25 protein-coding genes, 1 tRNA gene and 2 pseudogenes are annotated in these 25,628 nt (G+C 69.2%); 12 read left to right on the top strand and 16 right to left on the bottom strand.

What is annotated here, in order from left to right:
- Positions 1-194 precede the first annotated feature (194 nt).
- Positions 195-584: a hypothetical protein gene (locus ACZ4IF_RS31525; protein ID WP_467568891.1), complete on the bottom strand. Its 390-nt coding sequence runs from the start codon at positions 582-584 to the stop codon at positions 195-197.
- Positions 585-970: 386 nt separating this feature from the next.
- Here ACZ4IF_RS31525 and ACZ4IF_RS31520 point away from each other — a divergent pair, with 386 nt between their 5' ends.
- On the top strand, positions 971-1,213 hold the full coding sequence (locus ACZ4IF_RS31520) for a hypothetical protein (RefSeq protein ID WP_467568888.1): 243 nt from the start codon (positions 971-973) through the stop codon (positions 1,211-1,213).
- 292 nt (positions 1,214-1,505) lie between these two features.
- Positions 1,506-2,201: a DUF1963 domain-containing protein gene (locus ACZ4IF_RS31515; RefSeq protein ID WP_467568885.1), complete on the top strand. Its 696-nt coding sequence runs from the start codon at positions 1,506-1,508 to the stop codon at positions 2,199-2,201.
- A gap of 206 nt (positions 2,202-2,407) precedes the next feature.
- Here ACZ4IF_RS31515 and ACZ4IF_RS31510 read toward each other — a convergent pair whose 3' ends face one another.
- Positions 2,408-2,914, bottom strand: coding sequence for an RDD family protein (locus ACZ4IF_RS31510; protein WP_467568882.1), 507 nt, complete (start codon positions 2,912-2,914; stop codon positions 2,408-2,410).
- Positions 2,915-3,432: 518 nt separating this feature from the next.
- Here ACZ4IF_RS31510 and ACZ4IF_RS31505 point away from each other — a divergent pair.
- Positions 3,433-3,765, top strand: a pseudogene (locus tag ACZ4IF_RS31505) (LacI family transcriptional regulator); the annotation flags it as partial.
- Positions 3,766-3,970: 205 nt separating this feature from the next.
- Here the strand turns inward: ACZ4IF_RS31505 and ACZ4IF_RS31500 are convergent.
- The 4 genes and pseudogenes from ACZ4IF_RS31500 to ACZ4IF_RS31485 form a co-directional block, all read right to left on the bottom strand.
- Complete coding sequence (locus ACZ4IF_RS31500; RefSeq protein ID WP_467568880.1) at positions 3,971-4,357, bottom strand: hypothetical protein; 387 nt, start codon at positions 4,355-4,357, stop codon at positions 3,971-3,973.
- A gap of 345 nt (positions 4,358-4,702) precedes the next feature.
- Positions 4,703-4,776 (bottom strand) — tRNA-Pro (locus ACZ4IF_RS31495).
- Positions 4,777-4,809: 33 nt separating this feature from the next.
- Positions 4,810-5,608 (bottom strand): annotated as a pseudogene (locus tag ACZ4IF_RS31490) (Pr6Pr family membrane protein).
- Positions 5,609-5,833: 225 nt separating this feature from the next.
- The gene (locus tag ACZ4IF_RS31485) at positions 5,834-6,760 is read right to left on the bottom strand and encodes a metallophosphoesterase (protein WP_095935650.1); all 927 of its coding nucleotides are present in this window, start codon (positions 6,758-6,760) and stop codon (positions 5,834-5,836) included.
- A 296-nt stretch (positions 6,761-7,056) separates the two neighbouring features.
- On the opposite strand from ACZ4IF_RS31485, the gene ACZ4IF_RS31480 reads away from it, so the two are divergent.
- A complete protein-coding gene (locus ACZ4IF_RS31480) occupies positions 7,057-7,521 on the top strand; it encodes a GatB/YqeY domain-containing protein (RefSeq protein WP_028799163.1) in 465 nt (154 codons plus the stop codon).
- 509 nt (positions 7,522-8,030) lie between these two features.
- Here ACZ4IF_RS31480 and ACZ4IF_RS31475 read toward each other — a convergent pair.
- The 3 genes from ACZ4IF_RS31475 to ACZ4IF_RS31465 all read right to left on the bottom strand — a co-directional run bounded on the left by ACZ4IF_RS31475 (position 8,031) and on the right by ACZ4IF_RS31465 (position 11,466).
- Entirely contained in the window at positions 8,031-8,180 is a 150-nt protein-coding gene (locus ACZ4IF_RS31475; RefSeq protein WP_467568875.1) for a hypothetical protein, read from the bottom strand.
- Positions 8,181-8,521: 341 nt separating this feature from the next.
- Positions 8,522-9,022, bottom strand: coding sequence for a hypothetical protein (locus ACZ4IF_RS31470; protein ID WP_028799161.1), 501 nt, complete (start codon positions 9,020-9,022; stop codon positions 8,522-8,524).
- Positions 9,023-9,198: 176 nt separating this feature from the next.
- Positions 9,199-11,466 (bottom strand): transglycosylase domain-containing protein, encoded by a 2,268-nt coding sequence (locus ACZ4IF_RS31465; RefSeq protein ID WP_467568872.1) that lies wholly within the window; start codon positions 11,464-11,466, stop codon positions 9,199-9,201.
- Positions 11,467-11,872: 406 nt separating this feature from the next.
- On the opposite strand from ACZ4IF_RS31465, the gene wblA reads away from it, so the two are divergent.
- Positions 11,873-12,211, top strand: a complete 339-nt coding sequence (gene wblA / locus ACZ4IF_RS31460) for a transcriptional regulator WblA (RefSeq protein WP_028799159.1) — start codon at positions 11,873-11,875, stop codon at positions 12,209-12,211.
- A gap of 30 nt (positions 12,212-12,241) precedes the next feature.
- Here wblA and bagB read toward each other — a convergent pair whose 3' ends face one another.
- Positions 12,242-13,774: an ATPase BagB gene (gene bagB / locus ACZ4IF_RS31455; protein ID WP_467568870.1), complete on the bottom strand. Its 1,533-nt coding sequence runs from the start codon at positions 13,772-13,774 to the stop codon at positions 12,242-12,244.
- On the bottom strand, positions 13,771-14,748 hold the full coding sequence (gene bagA / locus ACZ4IF_RS31450) for an ATPase BagA (protein ID WP_467568867.1): 978 nt from the start codon (positions 14,746-14,748) through the stop codon (positions 13,771-13,773). The genes bagB and bagA overlap by 4 nt, the downstream gene beginning before the upstream one ends.
- Before the next feature lie 95 nt (positions 14,749-14,843).
- Here bagA and ACZ4IF_RS31445 point away from each other — a divergent pair, with 95 nt between their 5' ends.
- From ACZ4IF_RS31445 to ACZ4IF_RS31430, 4 genes are all read left to right on the top strand, one after another.
- A complete protein-coding gene (locus ACZ4IF_RS31445) occupies positions 14,844-15,005 on the top strand; it encodes a DUF4177 domain-containing protein (protein WP_075033571.1) in 162 nt (53 codons plus the stop codon).
- Positions 15,002-15,472: a RidA family protein gene (locus ACZ4IF_RS31440; RefSeq protein ID WP_467568863.1), complete on the top strand. Its 471-nt coding sequence runs from the start codon at positions 15,002-15,004 to the stop codon at positions 15,470-15,472. Before ACZ4IF_RS31445 ends, ACZ4IF_RS31440 begins: the two co-directional genes overlap by 4 nt.
- Positions 15,473-15,946: 474 nt before the next feature.
- The gene (locus ACZ4IF_RS31435; RefSeq protein ID WP_467568861.1) at positions 15,947-16,816 is read left to right on the top strand and encodes an NUDIX hydrolase; all 870 of its coding nucleotides are present in this window, start codon (positions 15,947-15,949) and stop codon (positions 16,814-16,816) included.
- On the top strand, positions 16,813-17,643 hold the full coding sequence (locus ACZ4IF_RS31430) for an MBL fold metallo-hydrolase (protein ID WP_467568858.1): 831 nt from the start codon (positions 16,813-16,815) through the stop codon (positions 17,641-17,643). Before ACZ4IF_RS31435 ends, ACZ4IF_RS31430 begins: the two co-directional genes overlap by 4 nt.
- Before the next feature lie 137 nt (positions 17,644-17,780).
- Here the strand turns inward: ACZ4IF_RS31430 and ACZ4IF_RS31425 are convergent, their stop codons facing one another.
- Complete coding sequence (locus ACZ4IF_RS31425; protein WP_006382668.1) at positions 17,781-18,455, bottom strand: Crp/Fnr family transcriptional regulator; 675 nt, start codon at positions 18,453-18,455, stop codon at positions 17,781-17,783.
- Positions 18,456-19,009: 554 nt separating this feature from the next.
- Here ACZ4IF_RS31425 and nth point away from each other — a divergent pair.
- The 3 genes from nth (at position 19,010) to ACZ4IF_RS31410 (ending at position 22,043) form a co-directional block, all read left to right on the top strand.
- Positions 19,010-19,999, top strand: a complete 990-nt coding sequence (gene nth / locus ACZ4IF_RS31420; RefSeq protein ID WP_467568984.1) for an endonuclease III — start codon at positions 19,010-19,012, stop codon at positions 19,997-19,999.
- A 52-nt stretch (positions 20,000-20,051) separates the two neighbouring features.
- On the top strand, positions 20,052-20,747 hold the full coding sequence (locus ACZ4IF_RS31415) for an NUDIX hydrolase (RefSeq protein WP_467568855.1): 696 nt from the start codon (positions 20,052-20,054) through the stop codon (positions 20,745-20,747).
- A 96-nt stretch (positions 20,748-20,843) separates the two neighbouring features.
- Entirely contained in the window at positions 20,844-22,043 is a 1,200-nt protein-coding gene (locus tag ACZ4IF_RS31410) for a MarP family serine protease (protein WP_467568852.1), read from the top strand.
- Between the two features lie 27 nt (positions 22,044-22,070).
- On the opposite strand, the gene ACZ4IF_RS31405 is transcribed toward ACZ4IF_RS31410, so the two are convergent.
- From ACZ4IF_RS31405 to nhaA, 4 genes are all read right to left on the bottom strand, one after another.
- The gene (locus ACZ4IF_RS31405) at positions 22,071-22,250 is read right to left on the bottom strand and encodes a hypothetical protein (RefSeq protein WP_095935660.1); all 180 of its coding nucleotides are present in this window, start codon (positions 22,248-22,250) and stop codon (positions 22,071-22,073) included.
- Between the two features lie 273 nt (positions 22,251-22,523).
- Positions 22,524-23,474 carry an alpha/beta fold hydrolase gene (locus ACZ4IF_RS31400; protein WP_467568849.1) on the bottom strand — a complete coding sequence of 317 codons (951 nt, stop codon included), beginning with the start codon at positions 23,472-23,474 and terminating at the stop codon, positions 22,524-22,526.
- A complete protein-coding gene (locus ACZ4IF_RS31395; protein ID WP_467568847.1) occupies positions 23,471-23,947 on the bottom strand; it encodes a phage holin family protein in 477 nt (158 codons plus the stop codon). Before ACZ4IF_RS31395 ends, ACZ4IF_RS31400 begins: the two co-directional genes overlap by 4 nt.
- Before the next feature lie 68 nt (positions 23,948-24,015).
- Positions 24,016-25,413 carry a Na+/H+ antiporter NhaA gene (gene nhaA / locus ACZ4IF_RS31390; RefSeq protein ID WP_467568844.1) on the bottom strand — a complete coding sequence of 466 codons (1,398 nt, stop codon included), beginning with the start codon at positions 25,411-25,413 and terminating at the stop codon, positions 24,016-24,018.
- Positions 25,414-25,628 lie beyond the last annotated feature (215 nt).

The raw sequence follows: 25,628 nt of genomic DNA, 5'->3' as shown, positions 1-25,628 counted from the left end.
TGGCCTTGGGCTGGTGTGCCGCTCACCTGCTGCGATGGTCCGCACGCGTGCGTGGCCGTCCGCCGTTGTGCGTCGGCGTTGTCACGCAGTTAGACACTCATGTGGGGTCCGGCGTAGTTCCTGGCGGGCTTTGCATCTGCGGGGCGGCCGCCGCCGGGTGTGGTGCCACCACACGCCGGACTGGGCACCCAGATCTACTGGTCGGACACCTTCGTGAGCACCAGGGACCACGACCCATCCGGCTCGCTGAACTCCACCTTCCCTCCGCCGCGCGCGTAGAGCTGGACACCGGAGACCTCACCGATGCCACGCTCCTCGATGTCCAGGTAGACGAAGTCGCTGCCGCTGCTGTCGACGAACTCCCAGTGGCCGTGCAAATCTTCGGGGTCGGCGTGCGGGGCTGTCGACAGATCAGTGGCGGTGAATGTGCCGTCGGAATCGAGCGTGATCTCGCCGCCGGTCTTGCCGTTGCGGTACATGCCGGGAAGCTCGTCGGGGTCGACCGAGTACGCACACCCTGAGATGAGTACCGAAGCAGCGCCCAGTACAGCGACGAACCACCGTCCGACTATCCCCTTGCTCATTCTGTCCCCCTGATCATCACGGCGCCACGGCTCAAGACGCGCTGTACTTGCCGAGCCAGATCTTGAACGCGTTCAAAACGTATGTCAAGCGTGAGTGGGTGTGACTTCCTTGGTCGCTTCGTGGGGCTGATCATTTTGTCGCTGCGGTCGGCTCTCGGCGCTCCCGTGGCCCCTGTCCAATCCGGCACGGGGGTGGCACGACTGCCTTCTGATCCGTAGCTCTGTGCGGTTCGGTCGGTGGTGGTCATACCGGTCGTGGCACGGCTCTTTGGGGGCTCCACCGGGCAGGCTGGGTTGCTGTGGTTGCTGTACTTACCTGCTGTACAGCGCTCACTCGATCGCCGGGTCCGGTTCGTTGTCCGCGGCCCGTGTTTCATTGTCCGGCCATGGACATACGAGAACTGCTCGCGGCCGTTGACTCCTTGGTCCGGCCGGACGGGCAGGAGCTGGTGTGCGACCAGGCCAGGCACCCGGCGGGGCATATGTGCCTGACCGCTTCCGAAGAGATCAGCCTGCCCGTGCTTATCAAGGAGCTCAGTGACCGGTACGGGCAGCTACGCAACCTTGCCGCGGGCGGATGTGGAGAGCGGCTGCTGAGCCCGAGGCGCCAAAATGTTGCCGAGTTTTGAGAGCGCCCGTGCGTCGTGTCGCCCTGAACACCTGCTCGCGGCGACGGGGGAAGCCTGAAATGGGGGATCGCGGGGCCGGGCGGGTTGGCTGTCAGTCCCCGGCCCTAGAGTCCGATGCATGATCCGTCGCACCCCTGCCCGCCCCGTGGACGTGGAAAAGCTCTTCCCTGAGCTGGTCCCCTTCCGCCGTGAGTCCCTCCGCCTTCACCCGCGCGCCGGCTCTCCTTCCTGCTACGACAGTTCCGTTGGAGGGCCACTGCTGTGGCCTGTGGCAGAGCCATGGCCAGTCTGTATGGAGGAGCACTTCGACCCCGACACCGTGAGCGAGCTCCAGGCTGCCGTGCCCATGGTTCCCATCGTCCAGGTCCGCCAGGCCGACGCACCCGGAGTCCCCTTCCCAGAGGGAACCGACCTGCTGCAGGTGCTGTGGTGCCCTTATGCGCACGGCGAGTACTGCTACCCCCTGCCGCAGGTGCACTGGAGGGACTCTGGTGCCATCAAAGACATACTGCCGACGCCGGAGCCGGTGGAAGCCCTCCCGAAGGACTGGTATCCGGACCCGTGTGTGGTCCACCCGGAGCAGGTGACCGAGTACCCCAGCTGGGACCTTTCCCGGGACACGCATGACGCGTTGCAGGCCCGTTTCGAGGAGCTGAAGGCAACGACCGGCCTGTACTACTCGTATCACTTGGCTGAGGCGCCCGGGATCAAGCTGGGCGGCTACCCCGGCTGGACACAGGAACCCTGCTGGCCCGACTGCGAAGCCTGCGGTGGCCGCATGGAGCACTTGCTGACCGTCGCGAGCGAGGAATTCGACGGAGAGTCCTGGCGTACGTGGCTGCCGGTGGAGGACAGAACCGACGGCGGTTGGACAGAAGCCGCGGACAATCCCGCAGGCCTGTGCCTCGGCGACGTCGGAGGCGTGTACATCTTCGAGTGCCGAGCCTGCCCGGACCGCCCCATCGGGCACTGGTTCGACTGCTCGTGACTGGCAGAGGACCGCAACCAGGCGCCCGCCCCACAGCGGTCTCTGTACCGACGGACGGTATAACAACTCGACAAAGTCAAGCATCAGGACGCTCTCAAAAGCCATCGACATCGAAATCCAGCGGGACATGAGGCTCTCGTCACTCACCGACATATGAGCGGTCCGGCCCGGGTTGCTGTCCGTGATCGCCCGTCATGACTGCACCATCACCGATTCCGCATGACCACCCTGCTGTCGACCAGCCGGTCGTGCAGGCCCTGCTTCTTCGGGCTGAGGTTAGTCACCGTCACGTGGGCGATCATGAATACCGGGACCGCGTGCACCGCGAGGTTGCTCAGGTGGCGTACCAGTGCGGCGCCGTAGGAGAGCCGTCCGCCGTCGACGTCCCGCACGACCTCCATGCCGAGGAGCCGTTTGCCCGCCGTGCCGCCCCACCGCGACACGCTAAGCGGCGAGTACAGCAGCAGGAAGGCGAGCGACCACGCCGCGGCTGAGGGCAACCAGACGTCATCCACCGAGGCCGCCACGAGGATCCGATCGAGGGCGATCAGCGGGCCGAGAATGACGGCGACGGCGATTACCAGATCGATGAACACGGCCACGCCACGCCGCATGACGTCCCCCGGGGAGCCGGGCAGCGATTGGGATGAGGCAACCATCCAGGGCAGCGAAGAGGATCCGAGCTCGGAACCGAGGTCGTCGCCCAATGACATCCGTCCGAGCATTCCTCAGCCACACTTTCGATCTTGTAGCCGTCTTTCGGCCACGTACAGGGCGAACAGGCGCGGAGTGTATATCAGCCCCATCACCACTGCTCTCCCTGGCTGATCGGGCACGGAGGGGGCACGCATGGAGGCGGGGCCTTTGACGGTCGATCGCAGCGTGGGCGGCTGGCTGGCGCGGCCGGAGCCACGTTTGCCGTGACAGCGGTATTCGTCGCTTACGCCTTGTCCTGCGGCTGCGCCTGAGCGGTCAGGCTGGCCACGAGCTTGAAAACGGTCGTGGCGCGAGCCACCGTTGGTTCAAATCCCACACCCACCGCGCAGGTGAGCGGCCCCTGATCGGGCGATACGGTCAGGAGCCGTCGCGTTGTGCGGTGCCCGCTCGGCACCGCCATGGCCCAGCACTACCTAGCTCCCATCCCGTCCGCCGTCGACCCACACGCCTGTGGAGCGGGCGTGGTTCATGGCGTCCAGGTGGAGCGCCCAACTGGACGAACGACCTGGACGCGCCGGCGCGGGGGAGAGGTGCACAAGCGCGGGCGGATGCCTGCTGGGCTCCGATCGCGAAGGGGTTGACTCCTCACGGACTCCGCCACACGGCCAAGACCCGCATGGAGGGATTCCGTACTCCGCCGAAGCTGATGGATGAGCGCATGGGCCACATCGACGGATCGGTGCAGGCCCGCTACTCGCACATCACCCAGCAGATGCGCAACGACCTGATGGCGAACCTCACCGCGGAGTGGGAAGCGGCGCTCGACGCGCGGCTCGCGACGTGTGCCACGTCTCCTGTAGCCGCGCTCAACGACCTTTTGCAGGAGCGGCTGAGAGCGCGTCGGTAGGTTCGGGAGCGAGGTACCAAGATCTTCCCCAGAGGATCTTCCGTACAGGAGAGCCTCCGGCAACGCAGAAGTGGGCAGCCACTCAGGTGAGTAGCTGCCCACTTCCTGGTGCTACAGCCTTCGGCCCGCCGGTGTGCATGTCCACGTAGTTAGAGGCTTGCGCGACGTCGCCTTAGGAGACGCAGTCGACGCATTCAAGGAGGCGTCACCCTTGTTGGGGGAAGGGCGAAAGTCCATGCGCGTTGCAGTAGCTCTGCAGAGGCGTATGAGCCGCTGCTGCGTCCGTCGGGTTGGTTGCAGCGATGAACTGGCTCGTGGTCTGGCCTAGGTCGGAGTGGTCCGCTTCGTTGCTCGAGATGCGATCGGCTGCCGCTTGCATCTTCTGGTCTTCTTCGGCAAGACGGGCGGGATCCGGCGTGTGGTCTGCCGTGGTGGTGACCATGGTCATCATGCGGGCACCCAAGAGTGCGCAGAATGTCATTGTGTCGCTGGGCTGTGCGGTGTCGTCGGTGTCGACCACTGAGCATGAACTCAGTGCGACGGCGCACACCGCTGCTCCTACTGCGACCAGGTGCCTACGCTTGATCTTCAACGGTGGTCCCCCCACCTTCTGTGCGTGACGAATGGTGCGCCCCCGCTATGCATGCGGGACCTTATCCCGCTGGGGAGGAGCGCCGCCCCCATATCGCGGGCAGACCGATTCAGTGACGTTGGGCGGGAGTCTCAACGGGTGAGTCAAGGCGAGGCCTGGCGGCTTGGCCTGGGATCTGGCCGCTCAGCGAGGCCGTGCAGGAGCATCTGAAACGAGGGCTCTGCCAGGGCGCCAGGGAGAGAAGAGCCAAGATCTTCTCCCAGATTTCTCCCAGAGCGACCCTGCAGAACGAATCAGGGCCAGGTACTCGCGCGAGTACCTGGCCCTGACCTGGTGTTTCAGCTGTCGGGGTGGCGGGATTTGAACCCACGACCTCTTCGTCCCGAACGAAGCGCGCTGCCAAGCTGCGCTACACCCCGATGTCACTGCTTGTCGCGGCGACGACGCTTACTTTAGCCCACCGGTGGCCTGAGACGAAATCCGGTTTTACGGGCGTCGCGCGCGGGGGCGGACCGGGTCGGGGCGCAGGTGGTCCACGGCGATGGTGGCGAGGGCCAGGGCGTAGAAGCCGAGGCCGAGGATGGCCGTGTTGCCGAGGATGCCGACGTAGCCGTGCCGGTCCACGTCGACGAAGGGGTAGAGGTAGCGGTCGGGCGTCCCGGGGGCGAGCATCGCGCCGCGGATCAGAGAAAAGACCAGGTAGAAGAGGGGGTAGAGCACCCAGGTCGCCGCGTGTCGCAGGGCCATCCGGCCGGGGTGGGTCAGCAGCAGCCAGTCGGCGATCACGATGATCGGCGTCACCGTGTGCAGGAGCTGGTCGGCCACCCAGGGCCATCCGGTCGGGGCGCCGGCCTCCCCGGTCATGGAGAAGCCGCCGGGCCGGTCCGTGAGGATCAGGTGGTACACCAGGCCCGTGATCACGATGTAGAGGAGTGTGGCGCCCGTCACCGCACCCGACAGGGGGCGGCGGGCCGCCCAGGCCCGCCGGGCCGAGACCGCGAAGGTCACGGCCACCAGGATGTTGGCCTGGATCGCGAAGTACGCCAGGACGTGGAGTGCGCTGCCGGCGAGGAGGTCGATCGCCACGCCCGCCGCCGCGACAAGGGCCACGAAGATACGGAAGGCGGTCGCCCGTGGGCGGCGGGTGGGTGCCACCACCGCCGTCGCGGGGACGAAGGACGAGGTGATCTGCGGAGCGATACCCGGTATCGCGGGGAGATCGGGTATGTCCCTGGGTATGGGGGCGGTCATGGCCCCACGCTAAGGAGCTCGGACGAATCGGGCGATACGGGTCGTCCGGGTGGGTTACATGGGGCGAGGAGGGGGACCGGTCCCGGCCCGCACCTCTTCGCCCGTGTCCGGCTCGTCGAGTGGGAGTCACCCCGGGCCGCGAGGCACCCCGGTCCCCGGCCCGCGAGGCACCCCGGTCCCCGGCCCGCGAGGCACCCCAATCCCCGAGATGCCCAGCGACGACCGCTACCTGCGCTCGACCAGCGTCAGCAGCGACGCCTCCGGGGGGCACGCGAAACGTACCGGTGTGTAGCGGCTCGTGCCGCAGCCCGCCGAGACGTGCATGTACGACGTACGGCCGTCCGCGGTGTGCGTGGACAGGCCCTTCACGCGGTCCGTGTCCAGGTCGCAGTTGGTGACGAAGGCGCCGTAGAAGGGGAGGCAGATCTGGCCACCGTGGGTGTGGCCGGCCAGTATCAGCGGGTAGCCGTCGGCGGTGAAGGCGTCGAGGGCGCGCAGGTACGGGGCGTGGACCACGCCCATCGAGAAGTCGGCCGACTCCGACGGTCCACCGGCCACGCGCGCGTAGCGGTCCCGCTTGATGTGCGGGTCGTCCAGGCCGGTCAGTTCGATCTCGGCGCCCTCGACCTTCAGTGACCCGCGGGTGTTCGTCAGGTTCAGCCAGCCCGCCGTGTCGAAGCCGTCGCGCAGGTCCTCCCACGGGTTGTGGACGGCGCCCACGACGGGCTTGTTGCCGTTCAGGCCGTGGCGGCCCTGGGTCTTCTCGATCAGGTAGCGGGCGGGGTTGCGGAGTGTGGGGCCGTAGTAGTCGTTCGAGCCGAAGACGTACGCCCCTGGGAACTCCATCAGGGGGCCGAGGGCGTCCAGGACCTCGGGAACGCCCTCGGGGTCGGACAGGTTGTCCCCGGTGTTGATGACGAAGTCGGGGCGCAGCCCGGCCAGGGACCGCAGCCAGCGCTGCTTCTTGCGCTGGCCGCTCACCATGTGGATGTCGGAGACCTGGAGGATGCGCAAGGGCCGCATCCCCGCCGGCAGGACCGGCACCGTCACCCGCCGAAGGCGGAAGGACCGGGCCTCGAAACCGGCCGAGTACAACAGACCGGCGGCGCCCACCGCCGTGATTGCCAGGGGTACTCCGTATCGCGCGCGCATACGTCCATCGTGTCAGACCCCTGCGGGCCTTCGTGCCCGCAGGGCTCGGGGCGCGTCCCCGCGGGCACGGGGCGCGCCGGGCGAGTCCCCGTCAGGACGCGAACTCCTCGCGAGGGCCGGGGGACGCGTCCGCGCGAGGGCACGGGACGCGTCCGCGTGAAGGGGCGCGGGATGCGCTGCCGTGAGGACACAGAGCCCGTCCTCCTCAAGGAACAGGACGCGCACCTTGAAGGCGCGGGACGTCCGCTCCGAAATCAGCAGGCGACCCGCACACCGCACCTGCGACAATCGACGGCATGACCACGCTCAAGTCGAAGCTGCAGGAAGACCTCAACGCCGCGATCAAGGAGCGCGACGAGCTCCGCTCCTCGACGCTCCGGCTGACCCTCGCCGCGATCACCAAGGAGGAGGTCGCGGGCAAGACCAAGCGCGAACTCTCCGACGACGAGGTGCAGAAGGTGATCACCCGCGAGGCGAAGAAGCGTCGTGAGGCCGCCGACGCCTTCGCTCAGGGCGGGCGTGCCGAGTCGGCCGAGCGGGAGAAGGCGGAGGGCGAGGTTCTCGCCGCGTACCTGCCCAAGCAGCTGTCCGACGACGAGCTTCAGCAGATCGTCGCCCAGGCGGTCGAGGAGGCCAGGGCGGCCGGTGCCGAGGGGCCGCGTGCCATGGGTCAGGTCATGAAGATCGTGAACCCGAAGGTGGCCGGTCAGGCGGAGGGCGGCCGTGTCGCCGCCGTCGTGAAGAAGCTGCTCGCGGGCTGAGGGCCCGCCAGGACGGGCGTGCTGGTGGCGAGTTCACCCGCTGCCCGCACTCCGGCAGAAGGCTGGAACGCTGTCGTGGGGCGACAGCGGAACGGGGGTGGTGGCCTCCGCGGTGCGGCGGTCACCACCCCTTCGGCACGGTGATGTCCCACGGGGCGAAGCGTCTTCCCTGCGGGGCGTACGTGGACCGACGTTCCGGTGTGGTGTCCCGTCCGGGGTCGGCATGTGGCTCGGGCGTCATTGCCCCTGCTGGACGTCGTCGGTCCGGCCGGACGTCGTTGTCCTGACCGGACGTCGTCACGTCGTTGTCCCGATCCGGCGTCGGTGGCGGCTCGTGACGGTCCGGCATCGATGGGCGGCTCGTGACGCCCGTGTCCTGTTCCGGCGTCGGCATGCGGCTCGGACGTCGTTGTCCCGGCCGGACGCCTTGTCTCGCTCGGCGTTCTCTCCAGCGCACGCTCCCGTCGTGCGCGTCCGTGAATGAGCCGGCGGCACTGCCCGTCGCGGGGTCAGCCGACCCCCGCCCGCAGGGCGCCGTCCGTCACCCGGGCGGTCAGTCCCCTCGGCCGTGGCGGCTGGCGGGACGCGCCCACCAGCAGGCCGAGTTCCTGCGCCCGAGCGCCCAGGGCCACGCGGCCATTGGCTTCGAGAAGTTCCATGAGTCGGTGCACTTTGCGCTGTATCGTGCGGTGACCTACTCCTAAATGCCGGGCGATCGATGCGTCGTTCAGCCCCGCATACAGCAGGTTCAGAATCTTCTGGTCGTTGGCTTCTATTCTCGGTTTATTGACGTCAAGTTCTGGCGTAACGGTCAATTCGCCTTCCCCCCAAGTAGCAGCAGTGGATCACTGCATCTGGTAGGGCAAGTCTAGGAACCGCTTGTGAGCGCGAACAGCTGAATAAATCTCACCAAAGACTGTTAACGGGGCGAGCGGGATGACGTATTTGCGCCATCCCCGCTCGCTTTGGCTTCATCCGTACGTCGGGCGGCCGGGCCGGCTCAGTACCACGGCGTGCACGACTCGTCGCCCGACGGGTCCTCCACGCAGGCCCGCATTTCGTAACCCGACGGGTTGTAGTACATCGGCGTGCGTGTGTAGTAGTAGTTCGTGCCCTCGGGGACCTTCGCGGTCCAGCCCGAAGCGCCGCCCTTCTTCTCGCCCAGCCGCCAGTAACAGGTGGAGTGGCTCTTCGTGCAGCGCTGCACGTACACGGTGTACTTCTGCTCGTCCGAGCCGCTGATGTACCACAGGCGGCCCCAGCTGTACTGGTCGCCGTCCGTCTTCCCCCAGCGCAGCTCGTACATGAACGACCCGCCGAGGTCGTACGGGCCGTAGGGGCTGACCGGACCGGTCTGCCAGGTCTGGACGTTCGGGTCGTGACCGTCGCAGCCGAAGTTGTCGCAGGTGGCGGCCGCCGCCGAATTCGGTACGGCGAGAGCGAGGGTCAGGGCGCCGAGCAACGCGCTGAACGTGACACTGAGCCGCGATCTGAGTTTCATGTCCCCTCCGGACGGGCTGGAAAAACAGCAAAGGCACCCTCAAGGCGGGGCCGGAGGTGAATATTTCACGGCCTCCGCCGAGAGAGTGCCCTTACCGGGAAGCTGACGTAATTACGCCGGACGCTTCAGCCGCAGGTCAGCCGGGGGGTGGGGGGTGGAACGACGGATATGAGTCATCAGCGCTGGCCGCCGTTTCCGTTACCCCTGCCGGTGGTGCCCTGAATCCATCCCTCGGGAATGGAGAAGGAAGGCGTGGGGAGCGTTCCGCCGTTGGTCAGGCCGCCGAGGGGGTCTCCATTCGCGCCGTTCCCGTTTCCGTGGTCGTCTCCGCGACCGTGGTCGTCGTCGTTCCCGTCGTGGTCCCGCTCCTTGTCCTCGTCGGGAATGTCGACCAGGTTGAAGGACGGCGAGTCCTTGCCGACCAGGGCGCCGGTCATCAGGTCCCGCCAGATCGGGCCGGGGACCTGTCCGCCGTAGACCTTGTCGCGGTAGACGCCGCCGATGCGGATGCCCCGCATCTGGACCTTCTGGGTGGCGCTGCCGACCCAGACCGCGCCGGACAGGTTCGGCGTGTAGCCGACGAACCAGGCGTTCTTGCGCTGGTCCGTCGTACCGGTCTTACCGGCGTTGGCGCGGTCGGTCAGACCCGCCTGCTGGCCCGTACCGGAGTCGACCACGCCGCTCAGCAGGGTGTTGATGGTGTCCGCGGTCTTCTCCGACATGGCGCGCGAGCACGTCGACTTCGGCACCTCCAGGGACTTCTGCGTGCCGCCGATCTTCTGCGTGATCGACTCGACGGCGATCGGCGTGCAGTACATGCCGCGGGAGGCGAAGGCCGCGTACGCCGTGGCCATCGTCAGCGGGGAGATGCCCTTGGCGCCGAGGGCGATGGAGGGGACCTCGGGGAGCTTGTCGCCGTTGCCCTGGACGACGCCGAGCTTGTCGATCTGCTTCATCACCGGGCACAGGCCGATGTCGGAGATCATCTGCACGAAGTAGGTGTTGACCGACTTGGCCATCGCCTCCTTCAGCCGGTACGGACCGACCTCCGAGGCGTCCTCGTTCGGCACCTGCTCGTTCGCCTGGTTGGTCCACGGCCTGCTGCTGCACGTCTGCACGGGGCTGGGGTACGGCATCTTGTTCGGCGACGAGTACTCCTGCGTCGGCGGCCGGCCCTGCTCGATCGCGGCCGCGGCCACGAACGGCTTGAACGTCGAACCGGTCGGGAAGCCGTAGTTGGAGCCGCCCATGCTGTAGTCGACCGAGTAGTTGTACTCGGTCTCGTTCTTCCCGTAGCCGTACGGCTTCGACTGGCCCATGCCGACGATCTTCCCGGTGCCCGGCTCGACCAGGGTGGCCGCCGCGGCGACCTTGTCCGACTTGTAGACGTGGTCCTTCAGCGACGTCTGGACGGACTCCTGCGACTGCGGGTCGAGGGTCGTGCGGATCGTCAGACCGCCCTGGTTCCAGATCTTCGCCCGCTCCTCCTTCGTCTTGCCGAAGACCGGGTCGGTCAGGAAGACGTGCTCCACGTACTTGCAGAAGAAGCTGGCGCCCTTCGCCGCCGTGATGCAGCCGTTCTTCGGCTTGCTCACGTGCAGCTCGATCTTCTTCGCCTTGGCCGCGTCGGCCTCCTGCTGCGAGATGTCGTGCACCTCGGCCATGCGCTGGAGCACGGTGTTGCGGCGCTTGATGGCCTCCGCCTCGTCGTTGACCGGGTCGTACCGGCTGGGCGACTGGACGATGCCCGCGAGCAGCGCCGACTCCTGGAGGTTCAGCTCCTTGGCGGGCTTGGAGAAGTAGCGCTGGGCGGCGGCCTCGATGCCGTAGGCCTGCTCGCCGAAGAACGTGATGTTCAGGTAGTTCTCGAGGATCTTCTTCTTGCCGAGCTTCTCCTCCAGCTGGATCGCGTACTTGAGCTCGCGGATCTTGCGGCCGAGGGTCTGCTGGGTGGCCTGGGCGACCTTCGTCGGGTCGTCGCCGGCCTCCTCCACGAAGTAGTTCTTCACCAACTGCTGCGTGAGGGTGGAGGCGCCCTGGGCGACCCCGCCGTTCTGCGCGTTCTGGTTCACGGCGCGCAGGATGCCCTTCAGGTCCACCGCGCCGTGCTGGTAGAAGCGGGAGTCCTCGATCGCGACGATCGCCTTCTGCATGTACGGCGAGATGTCCTTGAGGTCGACCACCGTGCGGTCGCGCGAGTAGACCGTCGCGATCTGGCCGCCCTGATTGTCCAGAATCGTGGTCCGCTGACTCAGCGCGGGACTCTTCAGGTTGTCGGGGATCTCGTCGAACCCTTTGACGGAGCCCTTGGCCGCGAGACCGAGTGCGCCCGCGGCGGGCAGTGCGATTCCGGCCATGACGGCGCCCGCGAGCACGCTGACACCGAGGAACTTGGCGGCCTGCTGCGTAGGGGACAGACCACCGCCCGAGCGCTTCTTTGGCATGAGGGCAGCCTACGTTCTCATTCGCCGGACACGCGTATATGCCTTGGCCTAAGCTGCTCTCAACTGTCACAGCAGTGCGGCCACGTATCAATACGTCCGGCGACCCCGAATCGTTCCGGAGGTTCCCCGATTTCTGTGGGGCGCGTGTCCGACTCCGCCTTGTGTGTCACCTGGCGTCCGTTGTGACTCAACTGAAGTGTCCCGGTTTGCTGGGATTGTCGCGCATGTCCCCAGCTCACTCCCCCGGGTGATCTGCCGCTTACGCATAGTCCGTTCGGGCCATTCAAGATTGGGCCCGAAGGGGGTGTTGCGCTGTGCCCACCTTCCGTAACGTCCTCAACTGGCGGCGGTGAATATGCCGCTGCCGCCGTGGGGGAGCCTCGATTCGGGAGAGGACGGCGCCGGTATGGGCTGGGTAACCGACTGGAGTGCGCAGGCGGCCTGCCGCACTACCGATCCGGATGAACTGTTCGTTCAAGGAGCAGCGCAGAACAGGGCCAAGGCAGTGTGCACCGGGTGCCCGGTACGCACGGAGTGCCTCGCCGATGCGCTCGACAACCGCGTCGAATTCGGCGTGTGGGGTGGCATGACGGAGCGGGAGCGCCGCGCGCTGCTGCGCCGCCGGCCGACCGTCACCTCGTGGCGTCGCCTGCTGGAGACCGCGCGTACGGAGTACGAGCGCGGCGCGGGCCTGCTGCCCCTCGACGAGGAAGAGGTGTACGAGCGCTACGCCGCGGTGGGCTGAGGGGCCTTCCCCTCGGGTCGCCCCGGATATTCAGCTTTCGGGCAGCTCCGGCCGATTGGCCGCGAGTCGGTCCCCGATGTTCCGCAGCCCGGCGAGGTCGTGCACGTCGCCCGGAAGCGCCGCGACTTCGGCCACCGCCACCTCGGGGTGGAGCGCGGTGAACCGGTCACGTGTGCGCTGCTCGCGGGAGAGTAGCTGCATGCGTTCGGCATGCAGCCTCAGCAGGCCTGCGGTGAGCTGGTCGACGCTTCGGGAGGCGCCCTCCGCGTCGGAGCGGGTCTCGCCCGCCGTCGTGGTCGGATCCTGCGCTTTGGCCGTGTCGGTCTCGTCCTGCGCGTCGGTCGTGCCGTGTGCGCCGGCCGTCTCGGGCGTGTCCGGTGTGTCCTGGGCGTCCGTCCGGTCCCGGGAGGTGCTGTCCGTGGCGGCGGTGTGGTCCGTGGTGGTCCCGTCCGTGGCGGCGGTCCGGCGCGGGGCGGGTTTGTCCGTGGCGGCGGGGGAGCCTTCCTCGGAAGCCGGTGCTGCGGAAGCGGGGGGTTCTGAACTGTCGTACGTGTCGGGAGAGTTACGAAGTCCAGCTTTCCCGTCCCCCTGATCGACAATGCGGGCGTCGTCAAGATTTTCTGCAGCCTCGGAATCAAGATCTTCCGCGGCGGCGAGCGCCCGCTCCGCGGACAGCCGGGTGGCGCCGCTGCCGTGCACCCGGTTGAGCACCAGACCCGCGAACGGCATGTCCTCCGCGGCCAGCCGCTCCACGAAGTACGCGGCCTCGCGCAGCGCGTCCCGCTCCGGGGCGGCCACCACCAGGAACGCCGTGCCGGGCGCCTGGAGCAGCTTGTACGTGGCGTCCGCCCGCGTACGGAACCCGCCGAACGTGGTGTCCATCGCGGCCACGAACGTCTGCACGTCCTTGAGGAGCTGCCCGCCGAGCAGCTTCCCCAGGGTGCCCGTCATCATCGACATCCCGACGTTCAGGAACTTCATGCCCGCCCGGCCGCCCAGCTTCGCCGGCGCCGTCAGCAGCCGGATCAGCCGCCCGTCGAGGAACGAACCCAACCGCTTCGGGGCGTCCAGGAAGTCCAGCGCCGAACGCGACGGCGGTGTGTCGACGACGATGAGGTCCCACTCGTCCCGCGCCCGCAGCTGACCCAGCTTCTCCATCGCCATGTACTCCTGCGTGCCCGCAAAGCCCGCGGAGAGCGACTGGTAGAAGGGGTTGTTCAGGATGACCGCGGCCCGCTCCGGGTCCGCGTGCGCCTCGACGATCTCGTCGAACGTGCGCTTCATGTCGAGCATCATGGCGTGCAGCTCGCCGTCGCCCTCGATGCCCTTCACCCGGCGTGGAGTGTTGTCCAGCGAGTCGATGCCCATCGACTGGGCGAGCCGGCGCGCCGGGTCGATGGTGAGCACGACGACCTTGCGGCCGCGCTCCGCGGCGCGCAGCCCCAGGGCCGCCGCCGTGGTCGTCTTGCCGACGCCGCCCGAGCCGCAGCACACCACGATGCGGGTCTGCGGGTCGTCGAGCAGCGGATCGACGTCGAGGACGCGGGCGGGGTCCAGACTCATGACATCCCTTGCTTCCGCAGCTGTGCGGCCAACTCGTACAGGCCCGCCAGATCCATTCCCTCGGCGAGCAGAGGCAGTTCGTGCAGGGGCAGGCCCAGCTCGGCCAGGACGCCGCGCTGCTCGTGCTCCAGTGCGTACCGCTCGGCGTACTCCTCGGCCTGCTCCAGCAGCGGGTCGACGAGCCGCTCGGCGTTCCCGCCGCGGCGTGCTCCGCCCAGACCGGCCGCGGACAGGGACCGGGCGATCGCCGTGTGCGAGGCCGCGCGGGTGAGCTCCAGATCGGCCGCGTCGAGGACCTGGGGCCGCACCATGTTCACGATGATCCTGCCCACCGGCAGGTTCGCGGCGTGCAGCTCCGCGATGCCGTCCGCGGTCTCCTGGACGGGCATCTCCTCCAGGAGCGTCACCAAGTGGACGGCCGTCTCCGGGGACTTGAGGACGCGCATCACGGCCTGTGCCTGATTGTGTATCGGGCCGATCTTGGCGAGGCCCGCGACCTCGTCGTTCACGTTCAGGAAGCGGGTGATGCGGCCCGTGGGCGGGGCGTCCATCACCACGTAGTCGTACGTGAACCGTCCGCTCTTGTCCTTGCGCCGTACGGCCTCGCACGCCTTGCCGGTCAGGAGCACGTCGCGCAGACCCGGCGCGATGGTGGTCGCGAAGTCGATGGCGCCGAGCTTCTTCAGGGCGCGGCCCGCACCGCCCAGCTTGTAGAACATCTGGAGGTAGTCCAGGAGCGCCAGTTCCGGGTCTATGGCGAGGGCGAACACCTCCCCACCGCCGGGAGCGACGGCGATCTTCCGCTCCTCGTAGGGCAGCGCTTCTGTCTCGAAGAGCTGCGCGATGCCCTGTCTGCCCTCGACCTCGACGAGGAGGGTGCGCTTGCCCTCGGTCGCGAGGGCGAGCGCGAGGGCCGCGGCCACCGTGGTCTTGCCGGTACCGCCCTTGCCGCTGACGACCTGGAGCCTGCTCACGTATTCGAGCCTAACCAGTCCGCCGCCGGACTACGCAGGAGGCTGTGGACAACGTGTGCGCGAGGGGTGGGGCGGCAGGGGCTACAGTCGGCCACATGACCAAGTGGGAATACGCAACCGTGCCGCTGCTCGTCCATGCCACGAAGCAGATTCTGGACACCTGGGGCGAGGACGGCTGGGAGCTCGTCCAGGTCGTGCCCGGGCCGAACAACCCCGAGCAGCTGGTGGCCTACCTGAAGCGGGAGAAGTCGGCATGAGCGGGGCCGTCGAGTCGAAGCTCGCGGAGCTCGGGCTGAGCCTGCCGGACGTCGTCCCGCCGCTGGCCGCGTATCAGCCGGCCGTGCAGTCCGGGGTGTACGTGTACACCGCGGGGCAGCTGCCGATGGTGGACGGCAAGCTTCCCGTGACCGGGAAGGTGGGGGCCGAGGTCACGGCCGAGGAGGCCAAGGAACTGGCCCGTACGTGCGCGCTGAACGCGCTGGCGGCGGTCAAGTCGGTCGCCGGCGACCTGGACCGCATCGCGCGGGTCGTGAAGGTCGTGGGCTTCGTGGCGTCCGCTGCGGACTTCACCGGGCAGCCGGGCGTCCTGAACGGCGCGAGCGAGCTGCTGGGCGCCGTGCTGGGCGACAAGGGAGTGCACGCGCGCAGCGCGGTCGGTGTGGCGGTTCTGCCGCTGGACGCTCCTGTGGAGGTCGAGATCCAGGTGGAGCTGACCGCGCCGTAGCCGGGTGCCGTCGGGTCGGTGGGCCGCCGTCGGTGCGGTGGCCGTTTCGCCGTCTGTGCGGTGGGTGGGTCGGGGCCGTGCCGGTGATCCGCCCGTTGCAGCCCTCGTGTGGTCCGGTGTGTCGGTGCGGTCAGTTGGTGGCGTCGTCCGCAACGGGCATGTGATGCACCGGCACGGCCCCTTCCGTGAGTGGGCGACTGCGGGTGTGAGTGGGGCTGGGGCCCGGGCGTTGGCCCCTCCGGCGGTGGCTCCCGTTCAGTCCAGCAGCGGCCCCCGTCCCGGCTTGGGGCAGAGAGCGACCTTTCAGCCCGTCCGGCGATTGAGGACGAGGCCGTTCAGGCCGATCGGGGGTCCGAGGGGCGGAGCCCCCAGGGGTTCGGGTCGGGTAGGGGCGGAGGGGGCGAAAGACCTGGTGGGCGCCCACTGGGGCGAGAGGCACTCGAACATCCGCCCGGCTCGGGATAGCCTCCGGCCATGGCGAATGGGCAGTGGTATCCACCGGAGTGGCCAGAGCGGATCCGCGCGCTCGCGGAGGGCACCCTCACACCGGTGCCCCCCAAGCGCGCGGCCACGGTCATGCTGCTCAAGGACACCGACACCACCCCCGTCGTGCACATGCTCCGCAGACGCGCCTCGATGGCCTTCGCCGCCGGCGCGTACGCCTACCCGGGCGGCGGCGTGGACCCCCGGGACGACGAACACCAGATCCGTTGGGCGGGCCCCACGCGCGCGTGGTGGGCGAACAGGCTGGGCGTGGACGAGACCTCCGCCCAGGCGGTCGTCTGCGCGGCCGTGCGTGAGACGTACGAGGAGGCGGGCGTCCTGCTCGCCGGCCCCACCCCGGACACCGTGGTCGGCGACACGACGGGCGACGAGTGGGAGGCGGACCGCGCCGCCCTGGTCGCCCGCGACCTGTCCTTCGCCGAGTTCCTCGACCGCCGCGGTCTCGTGCTCCGCTCCGACCTGCTGGGCGCCTGGACCCGCTGGATCACCCCGGAGTTCGAGTCCCGCCGCTACGACACCTGGTTCTTCGTGGCCGCCCTCCCGGAGGGCCAGCGCACCCGGAACGCCTCCACGGAGGCCGACCGCACCGTGTGGATCCACCCGGCGGACGCGGCAGCCTCGTACGACAAGGGCGAGCTGACCATGATGCCGCCGACCATCGCGACCCTGCGCCAGCTCGTCCCGTACGGCACCGCCGCCGACGCCCTCGCCGCCGCACCCGCACGCGATCTGACGCCCGTCCTGGCCAAGGCCCGCCTGGAGAACGGCGAACTGATCCTCGCCTGGCCCGGCCACGACGAGTTCACCAAGCACATCCCGACCGGTGGAGCCTCCGCATGACCGACGCAACCGCCCTCCCCGGCCAGCCCCGCGGCGGGGTCGAGTCCGGTCCCGCCACCGCGCGCGCCGTCAACGTCCTGGCCCCGAACGCGTCCGCCATGACCCTGGACGGCACCAACACCTGGATCCTCTCCGAGCCCGGCTCCACGTCGGCGGTCGTGGTCGACCCCGGCCCGCTGGACGACGCACACCTGCGGAACGTCGTGGACACGGCGGAGAAGGCCGGCAAGCGGATCGCGCTGACCCTGCTCACCCACGGGCACCCGGACCACGCCGAGGGCGCATCGCGGTTCGCCGAGCTGACGGGCACTGAGGTGCGGGCGCTCGACCCCGCGCTGCGGCTCGGCGACGAAGGGCTCGGACAGGGCGACGTCATCAGCGTCGGCGGCCTCGAACTGCGGGTCGTGTCGACGCCCGGCCACACCGCCGACTCGCTGTGCTTCCACATCCCCGCCGATCGGGCGGTGCTCACCGGCGACACCATCCTCGGGCGCGGCACGACCGTCGTGGCCCACCCCGACGGCCGTCTGGGTGACTATCTCGACTCCCTGCGCCGGCTGCGCTCCCTGACGGTCGACGACGGCGTCCACACCGTCCTGCCGGGCCACGGGCCCGTCCTCGAAGACGCCCAGGGCGCCGTCGAGTTCTACCTCGCGCACCGCGCCCACCGGCTGGCCCAGGTGGAGACGGCCGTGGAGAACGGCTACCGGTCACCTGCCGAGGTCGTCGCCCACGTGTACGCGGAGGTCGACCGTTCCCTGTGGCCCGCGGCGGAGCTGTCGGTGCGCGCCCAGATGGACTATCTGCGCGAGCACGGCCTGATCTGAGAGCCCCGGGTCCCGCTCCTCGGTCGGTCGCGGGCGAGCAGGGCGCGGTGGTGAACGGAGCGTGCGGCCGCCTCGGGTGGCCGAAACGAGGAGGGGCCCCGCCGCACGGCGGGGCCCCTCCTCGTACGAAGTACGCGTCAGCGCGAGCGCTTCGCGAGGCGCTCCACGTCCAGCAGGATCACCGCGCGCGCCTCCAGGCGCAGCCAGCCGCGGCCGGCGAAGTCGGCGAGTGCCTTGTTGACGGTCTCACGCGACGCGCCCACCAGCTGGGCGAGTTCCTCCTGCGTGAGGTCGTGCACGACGTGGATGCCCTCCTCGGACTGCACGCCGAAGCGGCGCGACAGGTCCAGGAGCGCACGGGCGACACGGCCCGGGACGTCGGAGAAGACCAGGTCGGACATCTGGTCGTTGGTCTTGCGCAGGCGGCGGGCGACGGCGCGCAGCAGCGCGGCGGCCACCTCGGGCCGTGCGTTCAGCCAGGGCTGGAGGTCGCCGTGGCCGAGGCCGAGCAGCTTGACCTCGGTGAGCGCGGTGGCGGTCGCCGTGCGCGGGCCCGGGTCGAACAGCGACAGTTCGCCGATCAGCTCGCCGGGGCCGAGGACCGCGAGCATGTTCTCGCGGCCGTCCGGGGAGGTGCGGTGGAGCTTCACCTTGCCCTCGGTCACCACATAGAGGCGGTCTCCGGGATCGCCCTCGTGGAAGAGAGCGTCACCTCGCGCGAGGGTCACCTCACTCATGGAGGCGCGGAGCTCCGCGGCCTGCTCGTCATCGAGCGCCGCGAAGAGCGGGGCGCGCCGCAGAACGTCGTCCACGAGTTCTCTCCTTGTCGACCTGCTCAGGGGATCTTGCTCCCCCTTGGTACCAGGGGACCGTGTTCCCCATCTTGCCGGACCGTCCAAACAGTGTGATCAGTCACAAGTCTGCCGCACTGGCGTCCCAAGGAGTGCGGCAGGGGGCCAATTGGGCGCCGATCTTCCGGGTCCAGGGCGGATGTCGGTGCCGGGCTTTAGGCTGGCCGGGTGTCCAAATCGCCGGTGAGAGCACAGGCCAAGGGGGCTTGACGGGTGGTTGTACGTCGCGATTCCGCTGTGGGCGAACAAGCTCTCGACGGATTCAAGAAACCGACAAAAGGGGCAAAGCTCCTGCCGGTGGCGGGGGCGACTCTGCCGCCGAAAGGCGGGGAAGGGACGACGGCGTGACGCCGGCAGCGAAGAAGGCCGCCAGTACGGCAGCCGAGAAGACGGCAGCCGACACGGCAGCAGCCGATACGACGGCAGCGAAGAAGACCGCCAAGAAGACCGCCGGGACGGCAGTTGAGAAGTCCGCCGGGCGGGTGACCGCGGGGGCCGGGAAGAAGGCCGCCGCGATGCCCGCGAAGAAAGCCGGTGGTGCAGCCGAGAAGGTGACGCCGGCGGCGAAGGCTCCGGCGACGAAGGCTCCGGCCAAGAAGACCGCCACGGCAGCGAAGAAGACCGCCGCCGCGTCCGCGAAGAAGACCGCCGCCGCGAAGACCGCCGCCGCGTCCGCGAAGAAGGCCGCTCCCGCGAAGAAGACCGTCGCGGCCGCGGCGAAGCCCCCGAGGAACGAGTCGCGCACCGCCCTCGTGCGCCGCGCCCGCCGTATCGACCGCGAGCTCGCCGAGGTCTACCCGTACGCCCACCCGGAGCTGGACTTCGAGAACCCCTTCCAGCTCATCGTCGCCACGGTGCTGTCCGCGCAGACCACCGACCTTCGGGTGAACCAGACGACCCCGGCGCTCTTCGACAAGTACCCGACCCCGGAGGACCTGGCCGCGGCCGATCCGGAGGAGGTCGAGGAGATCCTGCGCCCGACCGGGTTCTTCCGGGCCAAGACCAAGTCGGTGATAGGGCTGTCCAAGGCCCTGCGGGACGAGTTCGGCGGCGAGGTGCCCGGTCGGCTCGAGGACCTCGTCAAGCTGCCGGGTGTGGGACGCAAGACCGCCTTCGTCGTCCTCGGCAATGCCTTCGGGCGGCCCGGGATCACCGTGGACACCCACTTCCAGCGGCTCGTGCGCCGTTGGCGGTGGACCGACGAGACCGACCCGGACAAGATCGAGGCGGCCGTCGGCTCGCTCTTCCCGAAGAGCGAGTGGACGATGCTGTCCCACCACGTGATCTTCCACGGCCGTCGTATCTGCCACGCCAGGAAGCCCGCGTGCGGCGCCTGCCCCATCGCGCCGCTCTGTCCGGCGTACGGCGAGGGCGAGACCGATCCGGAGAAGGCGAAGAAGCTCCTGAAGTACGAGAAGGGCGGCTTCCCCGGCCAGCGGCTCAAGCCGCCGCAGTCGTATCTGGACGCCGGCGGCATCCCCGCACCCCCGCTGGGTGCCGGATGACGGAACGAACACGGCACCGACAGGCGTTGGGAACAGCAGAACGGGGGTGCCGATGACGCACGCGAGTGACACGCAGGGCGGGCCGGTGACGCTCAGCAAGGACGGTCTGCCCGACTGGCTGGCCCCGGTCGTGCACGCCGCCGAGACGGTGGAGCCGCTCCAGCTGAGCCGCTTCCTGCCGCCGGCGGACGGGGCGGGGCGCCAGTCGGCCGTCCTCATTCTCTTCGGCGACGGGGAGCGAGGTCCCGAGCTGCTGCTGATGGAGCGCGCCAGCTCCCTCAGATCGCATGCCGGGCAGCCCTCCTTCCCCGGTGGTGCCCTCGACCCCGAGGACGGCGATCCGAAGGGGGACGGGCCGCTGCGGGCCGCCCTGCGCGAGGCCGAGGAGGAGACCGGGCTCGACCCGAGCGGCGTCCAGCTCTTCGGCGTGCTGCCCAAGCTGTACATCCCGGTGAGCAGCTTCGTGGTGACCCCGGTCCTGGGCTGGTGGCGCCGTCCGACACCGGTCGGCGTCGTCGACCCCGCCGAGACGGCCAGAGTCTTCACGGTCCCCGTGGCGGATCTCACGGACCCCGCCAACCGCGCCACCACCGTGCACCCCAGCGGCCACAGAGGTCCGGCATTTCTGGTCGAATCAGCCCTTGTCTGGGGTTTCACGGCCGGTGTGATCGACAAGATCCTGCATTACTCCGGCTGGGAGCGTCCCTGGGACCGCGCGAAGCAGGTCCCGCTCGACTGGCGCGCATGACAGGGTGGCCCCCGTGCTGTGTTTTTCCGGGGGGCGACCCCTGGACCCCCGGCCGGACGATCGCGACCGGAAAGTGATGAGGCGAGGCTCGAAGCAGTGAACGTGCTGGACATCCTGTTGCTGGTCGCCGCCGTGTGGTTCGCGATCGTCGGCTATCGCCAGGGCTTCGTCGTAGGCATCCTGTCGGTGATCGGCTTCCTGGGCGGCGGCCTGGTCGCCGTCTACCTGCTCCCGCTGATCTGGGGCTGGGCGACCGACGACACCGAGGTGAGTACGACCGCCGCCGTGGTCGCCGTGATCGTCGTGATCGTCTGTGCCTCGGTGGGACAGGCCCTGACCACCCATCTGGGCAACAAACTGCGCCGGTACATCACCTGGTCCCCGGCCCGCGCCCTGGATGCGACGGGCGGCGCCCTGGTGAACGTGGTGGCGATGCTCCTCGTGGCCTGGCTGATCGGCTCCGCCCTCGCCGGTACGACGCTGCCGACGCTCGGCAAGGAGGTCCGCAACTCCAAGGTGCTGCTCGGGGTGTCCCGCGCGCTGCCCACCCAGGCGAACACCTGGTTCGCCGACTTCTCCTCGGTGCTCGCGCAGAACGGCTTCCCGCAGGTCTTCAGCCCCTTCGCCAACGAGCCCATCACCGAGGTGCAGCCGCCCGACCCGGCGCTCGCCCGCAGCCCCGTCGCCACCCGCGCCCAGAGGTCCATCGTCAAGGTGATGGGTACCGCGCAGAGCTGCGGCAAGGTGCTCGAAGGCACCGGCTTCGTCTTCAGCGACCGCCGTGTGATGACCAACGCGCACGTCGTCGGCGGGGTCGACGAGCCCACCGTGCAGATCGGCGGCGAGGGCAAGAAGTACGACGCCACGGTCGTCCTGTACGACTGGGAGCGCGACATCGCCGTACTCGACGTGCCCAACCTCCACGCGCCCGCGCTGCAGTTCAGCCGGCAGGACGCGACGAGCGGCAGCAACGCCATCGTCGCCGGCTTCCCGCAGAACGGCGCGTACAACGTCCAGCCCGCGCGCGTACGCGGCCGCATCACGGCCAACGGCCCGGACATCTACCACCGCAAGACGGTACGCAGAGACGTCTACTCGCTCTACGCGACCGTCCGCCAGGGCAATTCCGGCGGCCCGCTGCTGACACCCGAAGGCAAGGTGTACGGCGTGGTCTTCGCGAAGTCGCTCGACGACGCCAACACCGGATACGCGCTCACCGCGGACGAGGTCGCGGAGGACGTCGCCAAGGGGCGTACCGCCGACCAGCAGGTGGACAGCGACAGCTGCGCGCTCTGAGCCCGCCCCGCGGGGGCGGGCCGTCGCTCAGCCGCGCGGGTGGCGCAGTCGTACCGAGACCCAGCGGGCCCGGCGGCGCAGGATGTGCGGAATCCCCACGCGAGGGTCCGCGCCCGGCATCTGCGGGGTACCCCTCCGATGGGAGCTCAGGCCCGTGGCCGAGCGGCGATTGCGTGCTGCGTCACTGTAGTCGTGCGTCCAGCCCATACCCCGACGTCTGCCCCCGCCCCAAGGTCCATAACCTCGCCCGGGGCCCTCAATTGGCCTATGCGCCAGGCAATTGGCCGTTCGAAGCACAGATGTTCCCGCTCGCATACCGGGCGCGTCCGCGCGGTCACTCCCGGCTGTCCGCGCGGGCGTGAGGGCTGTCGGCGCGGGCGCGTCACACCCTCCGCGCGCGGGGCCCGGGCGGCTCCTGACGAAGCGCCGGACATCTGCTGACGGGTCGTCGGCCTGTCCGGGTCGTCCGCCCCGGCCCGGTCACCTGTCCGGTTCGGGGTCCTTGAGCCAGTTGACCAGTTCGGTGGAGAACGCCACCGGGTCCTCCTCGTGCGGGAAATGTCCGAGCCCGTCGAACAGCCGCCAGCGGTAGGGCGCTTCGACGTACTCCCCGGATCCCGCCGCGCTCCGCGTCCGCATCACCGGGTCGAGCGAGCCGTGCAGATGCAGCGTCGGCACCCGCACGGGCCGCTTCATGCGCCGGTTGAACTGGATGCCGTCCGGGCGTGCCATGGACCGCACCATCCACCGGTACGGCTCGATCGAGCAGTGCGCCGTGGACGGGATGCACATGGCGCGGCGGTACGTCTCCACGGCCTCGTCGTCCGGCTGTCGCGGCCCGGACCAGTCCCGTACCAGACGGCCCACCAGGGCGCCGTCGTCCGCGACGAGTTGACGTTCCGGGATCCAGGGGCGCTGGAATCCCCAGATGTAGGAGCCGGCCGCCGTCTGCTTGACGTCGGACAGCATCGCGGAACGCCAGCGCCGCGGGTGGGGCATGGACGACACGGCGAGCCGGCGGACCAGCTTGGGCCGCATGACGGCCGCCGTCCACGCCAGGTACCCGCCCAGGTCGTGCCCGACGAGTGCGGCGTCGGGCTCGCCGAGGGACCGTACGACGCCGGTGATGTCGAGCGCGAGGTTCGCGGGGTCGTAGCCGCGGGGCGTACGGTCGCTGCCCCCGACACCCCGCAGGTCCATGGCCACGGCCCGGAACCCGGCGTCGGCGAGCGCGGTCATCTGGTGCCGCCACGTCCACCAGAACTGGGGGAAGCCGTGCAGCAGCAGGACGAGCGGGCCGTCCCCCAGTTCGGCGATGTGGAAACGGGCGCCGTTCGCCGCGACGTCACGGTGGGTCACCTCGCGTCCGCCGGGCAGGTCGATGCGTACGGCGGAGGCGGGTTGCGCCGAAGGTGTGGCGGGGTCGGTCATGAGGACGAGCGTGCCACAGCCTCGACCGCGTCATCGACCCGCTCCGCGCGGGGGTGCGGCTTGGCGTTCTGCAGGACGCTCGCCGATTCCTTCATCGAGGCGGCGACCTTCTGCGGGCCCTGGCTCTTCTTGGCCTTCTTGGCGAAGACGACACCGATCAGCGCCAGTACGGCGGCGACCAGCACGTTCGCGGCGAACGACAGCAGGAAGCAGATCGCCAGGTTCCAGTTGCTCCAGGTCCGGATGCCGTAGGCGAGAGCGAAGTTCAGCATCGGCAGGGAGAAGATCAGCACCGCCGCGGCCACCGAGAACGCGCCGCCGCTGGCCGCGCCGCGCTTGACGTCCCGCTTGAGCTGCGCCTTCGCGAGCGCGATCTCGTCGTGCACCAGGGCGGACATCTCGGTCGTCGCCGAGGCGAACAGCTGGCCGATGCTGCGTTCGCCGCCGACCGGGCTGCCGTCGGGTGCGCTCATCGCGTTCTCCCTTTTCTGCTGAGTCTGTGCGGTCCGGCTTCTGCTTCTGTTTGTACCGTCTGGTCAGATCATGCCGGACCGTCGTCTCCCGCGCCTGCCCCGCCCTTCACTTCGGCAAGCCTGCGGTGCTCGGCGGCCTTCCGCTCGTAGATCTCGGCCATCCGCAGGTGGTACGCCGGGTCGTCCTCCTCGTAGATGTCGGGGATGCCGTCGCGGTCGTCGTCGCGCTCCTCGACCTCGCACAGCGCGCGGTACTTGGCGTTGCGGATCTTCAGCAGTGCGGTGGCGAGGGCGGCGGCGATGACCGAGCCGACCAGTACGGCGGCCTTGATCTCGTCGGTGAGCGCCTCGTCGCCCTGGAAGGCGAGTTCGCCGATCAGGAGCGAGACGGTGAAGCCGATGCCGGCCAGGGTGGCGACGGCGGCGACGTCGGCCCAGGCCAGGTCCTCGTTGAGGGTCGCCCGGGTGAATCGCGCCGTCAGCCAGGTGCCGCCGAAGACCCCGACCGCCTTGCCGACGACGAGTCCGAGGAAGACACCCAGCGTCTCGGGGCGGGTGAAGACGTCGCCCAGCGCGCTGCCGGACACCGCCACGCCCGCGCTGAACAGGGCGAACAGCGGCACCGCGAGCCCGGCGGACAGGGGCCGTACGAGGTGTTCGATGTGCTCGCCGGGGGAGTGCTCCTCGCCCTCGCGCCGGTGGCAGCGCAGCATCAGGCCCATCGCGACGCCGGCGATCGTGGCATGGACGCCGCTGTTGTACATCAGCCCCCAGATGACGAGGGCGAGCGGCACGTACACGTACCAGCCGCGTATGCCCTTGCGCAGCAGCAGCCAGAACACGGCGAGACCGATGACCGCGCCGCCGAGCGCGGCGAGGTCGATGTCCTCGGTGAAGAAGACCGCGATGATCAGGATGGCGAACAGGTCGTCGACGACGGCGAGGGTCAGCAGGAAGGCCCGCAGGGCGGACGGCAGCGATGTCCCGATGACGGCGAGGACGGCGAGCGCGAAGGCGATGTCGGTGGCGGTCGGGACGGCCCATCCGTCGAGCGAGCCGCCGCCGAGCGCGTTGGTGAGGGCGTAGACGAGCGCGGGCACGGCCATGCCGCAGATCGCGGCGACGACGGGCAGCAGCGCGGCCTTCGGGTCGCGCAGGTCGCCGGCCACCAGCTCGCGTTTCAGCTCGATGCCGGCGACGAAGAAGAACACGGCGAGCAGGCCGTCGGCCGCCCAGTGCTCGACGGACAGGTCGAGCCCGAGCGCGGCGGGGCCGAGGTGGAAATGGGCGACGCTCGCGTAGCTGTCCTGCAGTGGCGTGTTCGCCCAGATCAGCGCGGCGATCGTGGCGAGGAGCAGCAGGACGCCGCCGACGGTCTCGGCGCGCAGCGCGTCCGCGACGAAGGTCCGCTCGGGCAGGGACAGCCGGCCGAGGAACTTGCGGGCGGGGGTGCGGAGCGCGGTCACGGTGAGACCTCCGGTCGGTGGGCAGGGCTGAGTACCTGCCGACCAGACTTCCCGGCACACCATGAGCATCTTGTCGCGTCGCTGACGCTTTCCTTAGGTTACCTAACAGGTGGCCGTTGCTGTACGACGATCCTCACATGAACCGCGAAAGGGGGCACTCGGCGCGGCTGGGGGAGAGCCGCGCCGGTGCCCCCGAACGGACGGTGCCGGGTCGT

This window comes from Streptomyces sp. NPDC025784 (assembly GCF_055558435.1).
This window is presented reverse-complemented; position numbering and strand designations above follow the sequence as displayed.

Coding starts and splice junctions, on each gene's coding strand:
- ACZ4IF_RS31525 (WP_467568891.1), bottom strand. CDS start 584: ATGAGCAAGGGGATAGTCGGACGGTGGTTCGTCGCTGTACTGGGCGCT.
- ACZ4IF_RS31520 (WP_467568888.1), top strand. CDS start 971: ATGGACATACGAGAACTGCTCGCGGCCGTTGACTCCTTGGTCCGGCCG.
- ACZ4IF_RS31515 (WP_467568885.1), top strand. CDS start 1,506: ATGGAGGAGCACTTCGACCCCGACACCGTGAGCGAGCTCCAGGCTGCC.
- ACZ4IF_RS31510 (WP_467568882.1), bottom strand. CDS start 2,914: ATGTCATTGGGCGACGACCTCGGTTCCGAGCTCGGATCCTCTTCGCTG.
- ACZ4IF_RS31485 (WP_095935650.1), bottom strand. CDS start 6,760: ATGCGCGCGCGATACGGAGTACCCCTGGCAATCACGGCGGTGGGCGCC.
- ACZ4IF_RS31480 (WP_028799163.1), top strand. CDS start 7,057: ATGACCACGCTCAAGTCGAAGCTGCAGGAAGACCTCAACGCCGCGATC.
- ACZ4IF_RS31475 (WP_467568875.1), bottom strand. CDS start 8,180: ATGGAACTTCTCGAAGCCAATGGCCGCGTGGCCCTGGGCGCTCGGGCG.
- ACZ4IF_RS31470 (WP_028799161.1), bottom strand. CDS start 9,022: ATGAAACTCAGATCGCGGCTCAGTGTCACGTTCAGCGCGTTGCTCGGC.
- ACZ4IF_RS31465 (WP_467568872.1), bottom strand. CDS start 11,466: ATGCCAAAGAAGCGCTCGGGCGGTGGTCTGTCCCCTACGCAGCAGGCC.
- wblA (WP_028799159.1), top strand. CDS start 11,873: ATGGGCTGGGTAACCGACTGGAGTGCGCAGGCGGCCTGCCGCACTACC.
- bagB (WP_467568870.1), bottom strand. CDS start 13,774: ATGAGTCTGGACCCCGCCCGCGTCCTCGACGTCGATCCGCTGCTCGAC.
- ACZ4IF_RS31445 (WP_075033571.1), top strand. CDS start 14,844: ATGACCAAGTGGGAATACGCAACCGTGCCGCTGCTCGTCCATGCCACG.
- ACZ4IF_RS31440 (WP_467568863.1), top strand. CDS start 15,002: ATGAGCGGGGCCGTCGAGTCGAAGCTCGCGGAGCTCGGGCTGAGCCTG.
- ACZ4IF_RS31435 (WP_467568861.1), top strand. CDS start 15,947: ATGGCGAATGGGCAGTGGTATCCACCGGAGTGGCCAGAGCGGATCCGC.
- ACZ4IF_RS31430 (WP_467568858.1), top strand. CDS start 16,813: ATGACCGACGCAACCGCCCTCCCCGGCCAGCCCCGCGGCGGGGTCGAG.
- nth (WP_467568984.1), top strand. CDS start 19,010: ATGCCCGCGAAGAAAGCCGGTGGTGCAGCCGAGAAGGTGACGCCGGCG.
- ACZ4IF_RS31415 (WP_467568855.1), top strand. CDS start 20,052: ATGACGCACGCGAGTGACACGCAGGGCGGGCCGGTGACGCTCAGCAAG.
- ACZ4IF_RS31405 (WP_095935660.1), bottom strand. CDS start 22,250: ATGGGCTGGACGCACGACTACAGTGACGCAGCACGCAATCGCCGCTCG.
- ACZ4IF_RS31400 (WP_467568849.1), bottom strand. CDS start 23,474: ATGACCGACCCCGCCACACCTTCGGCGCAACCCGCCTCCGCCGTACGC.
- ACZ4IF_RS31395 (WP_467568847.1), bottom strand. CDS start 23,947: ATGAGCGCACCCGACGGCAGCCCGGTCGGCGGCGAACGCAGCATCGGC.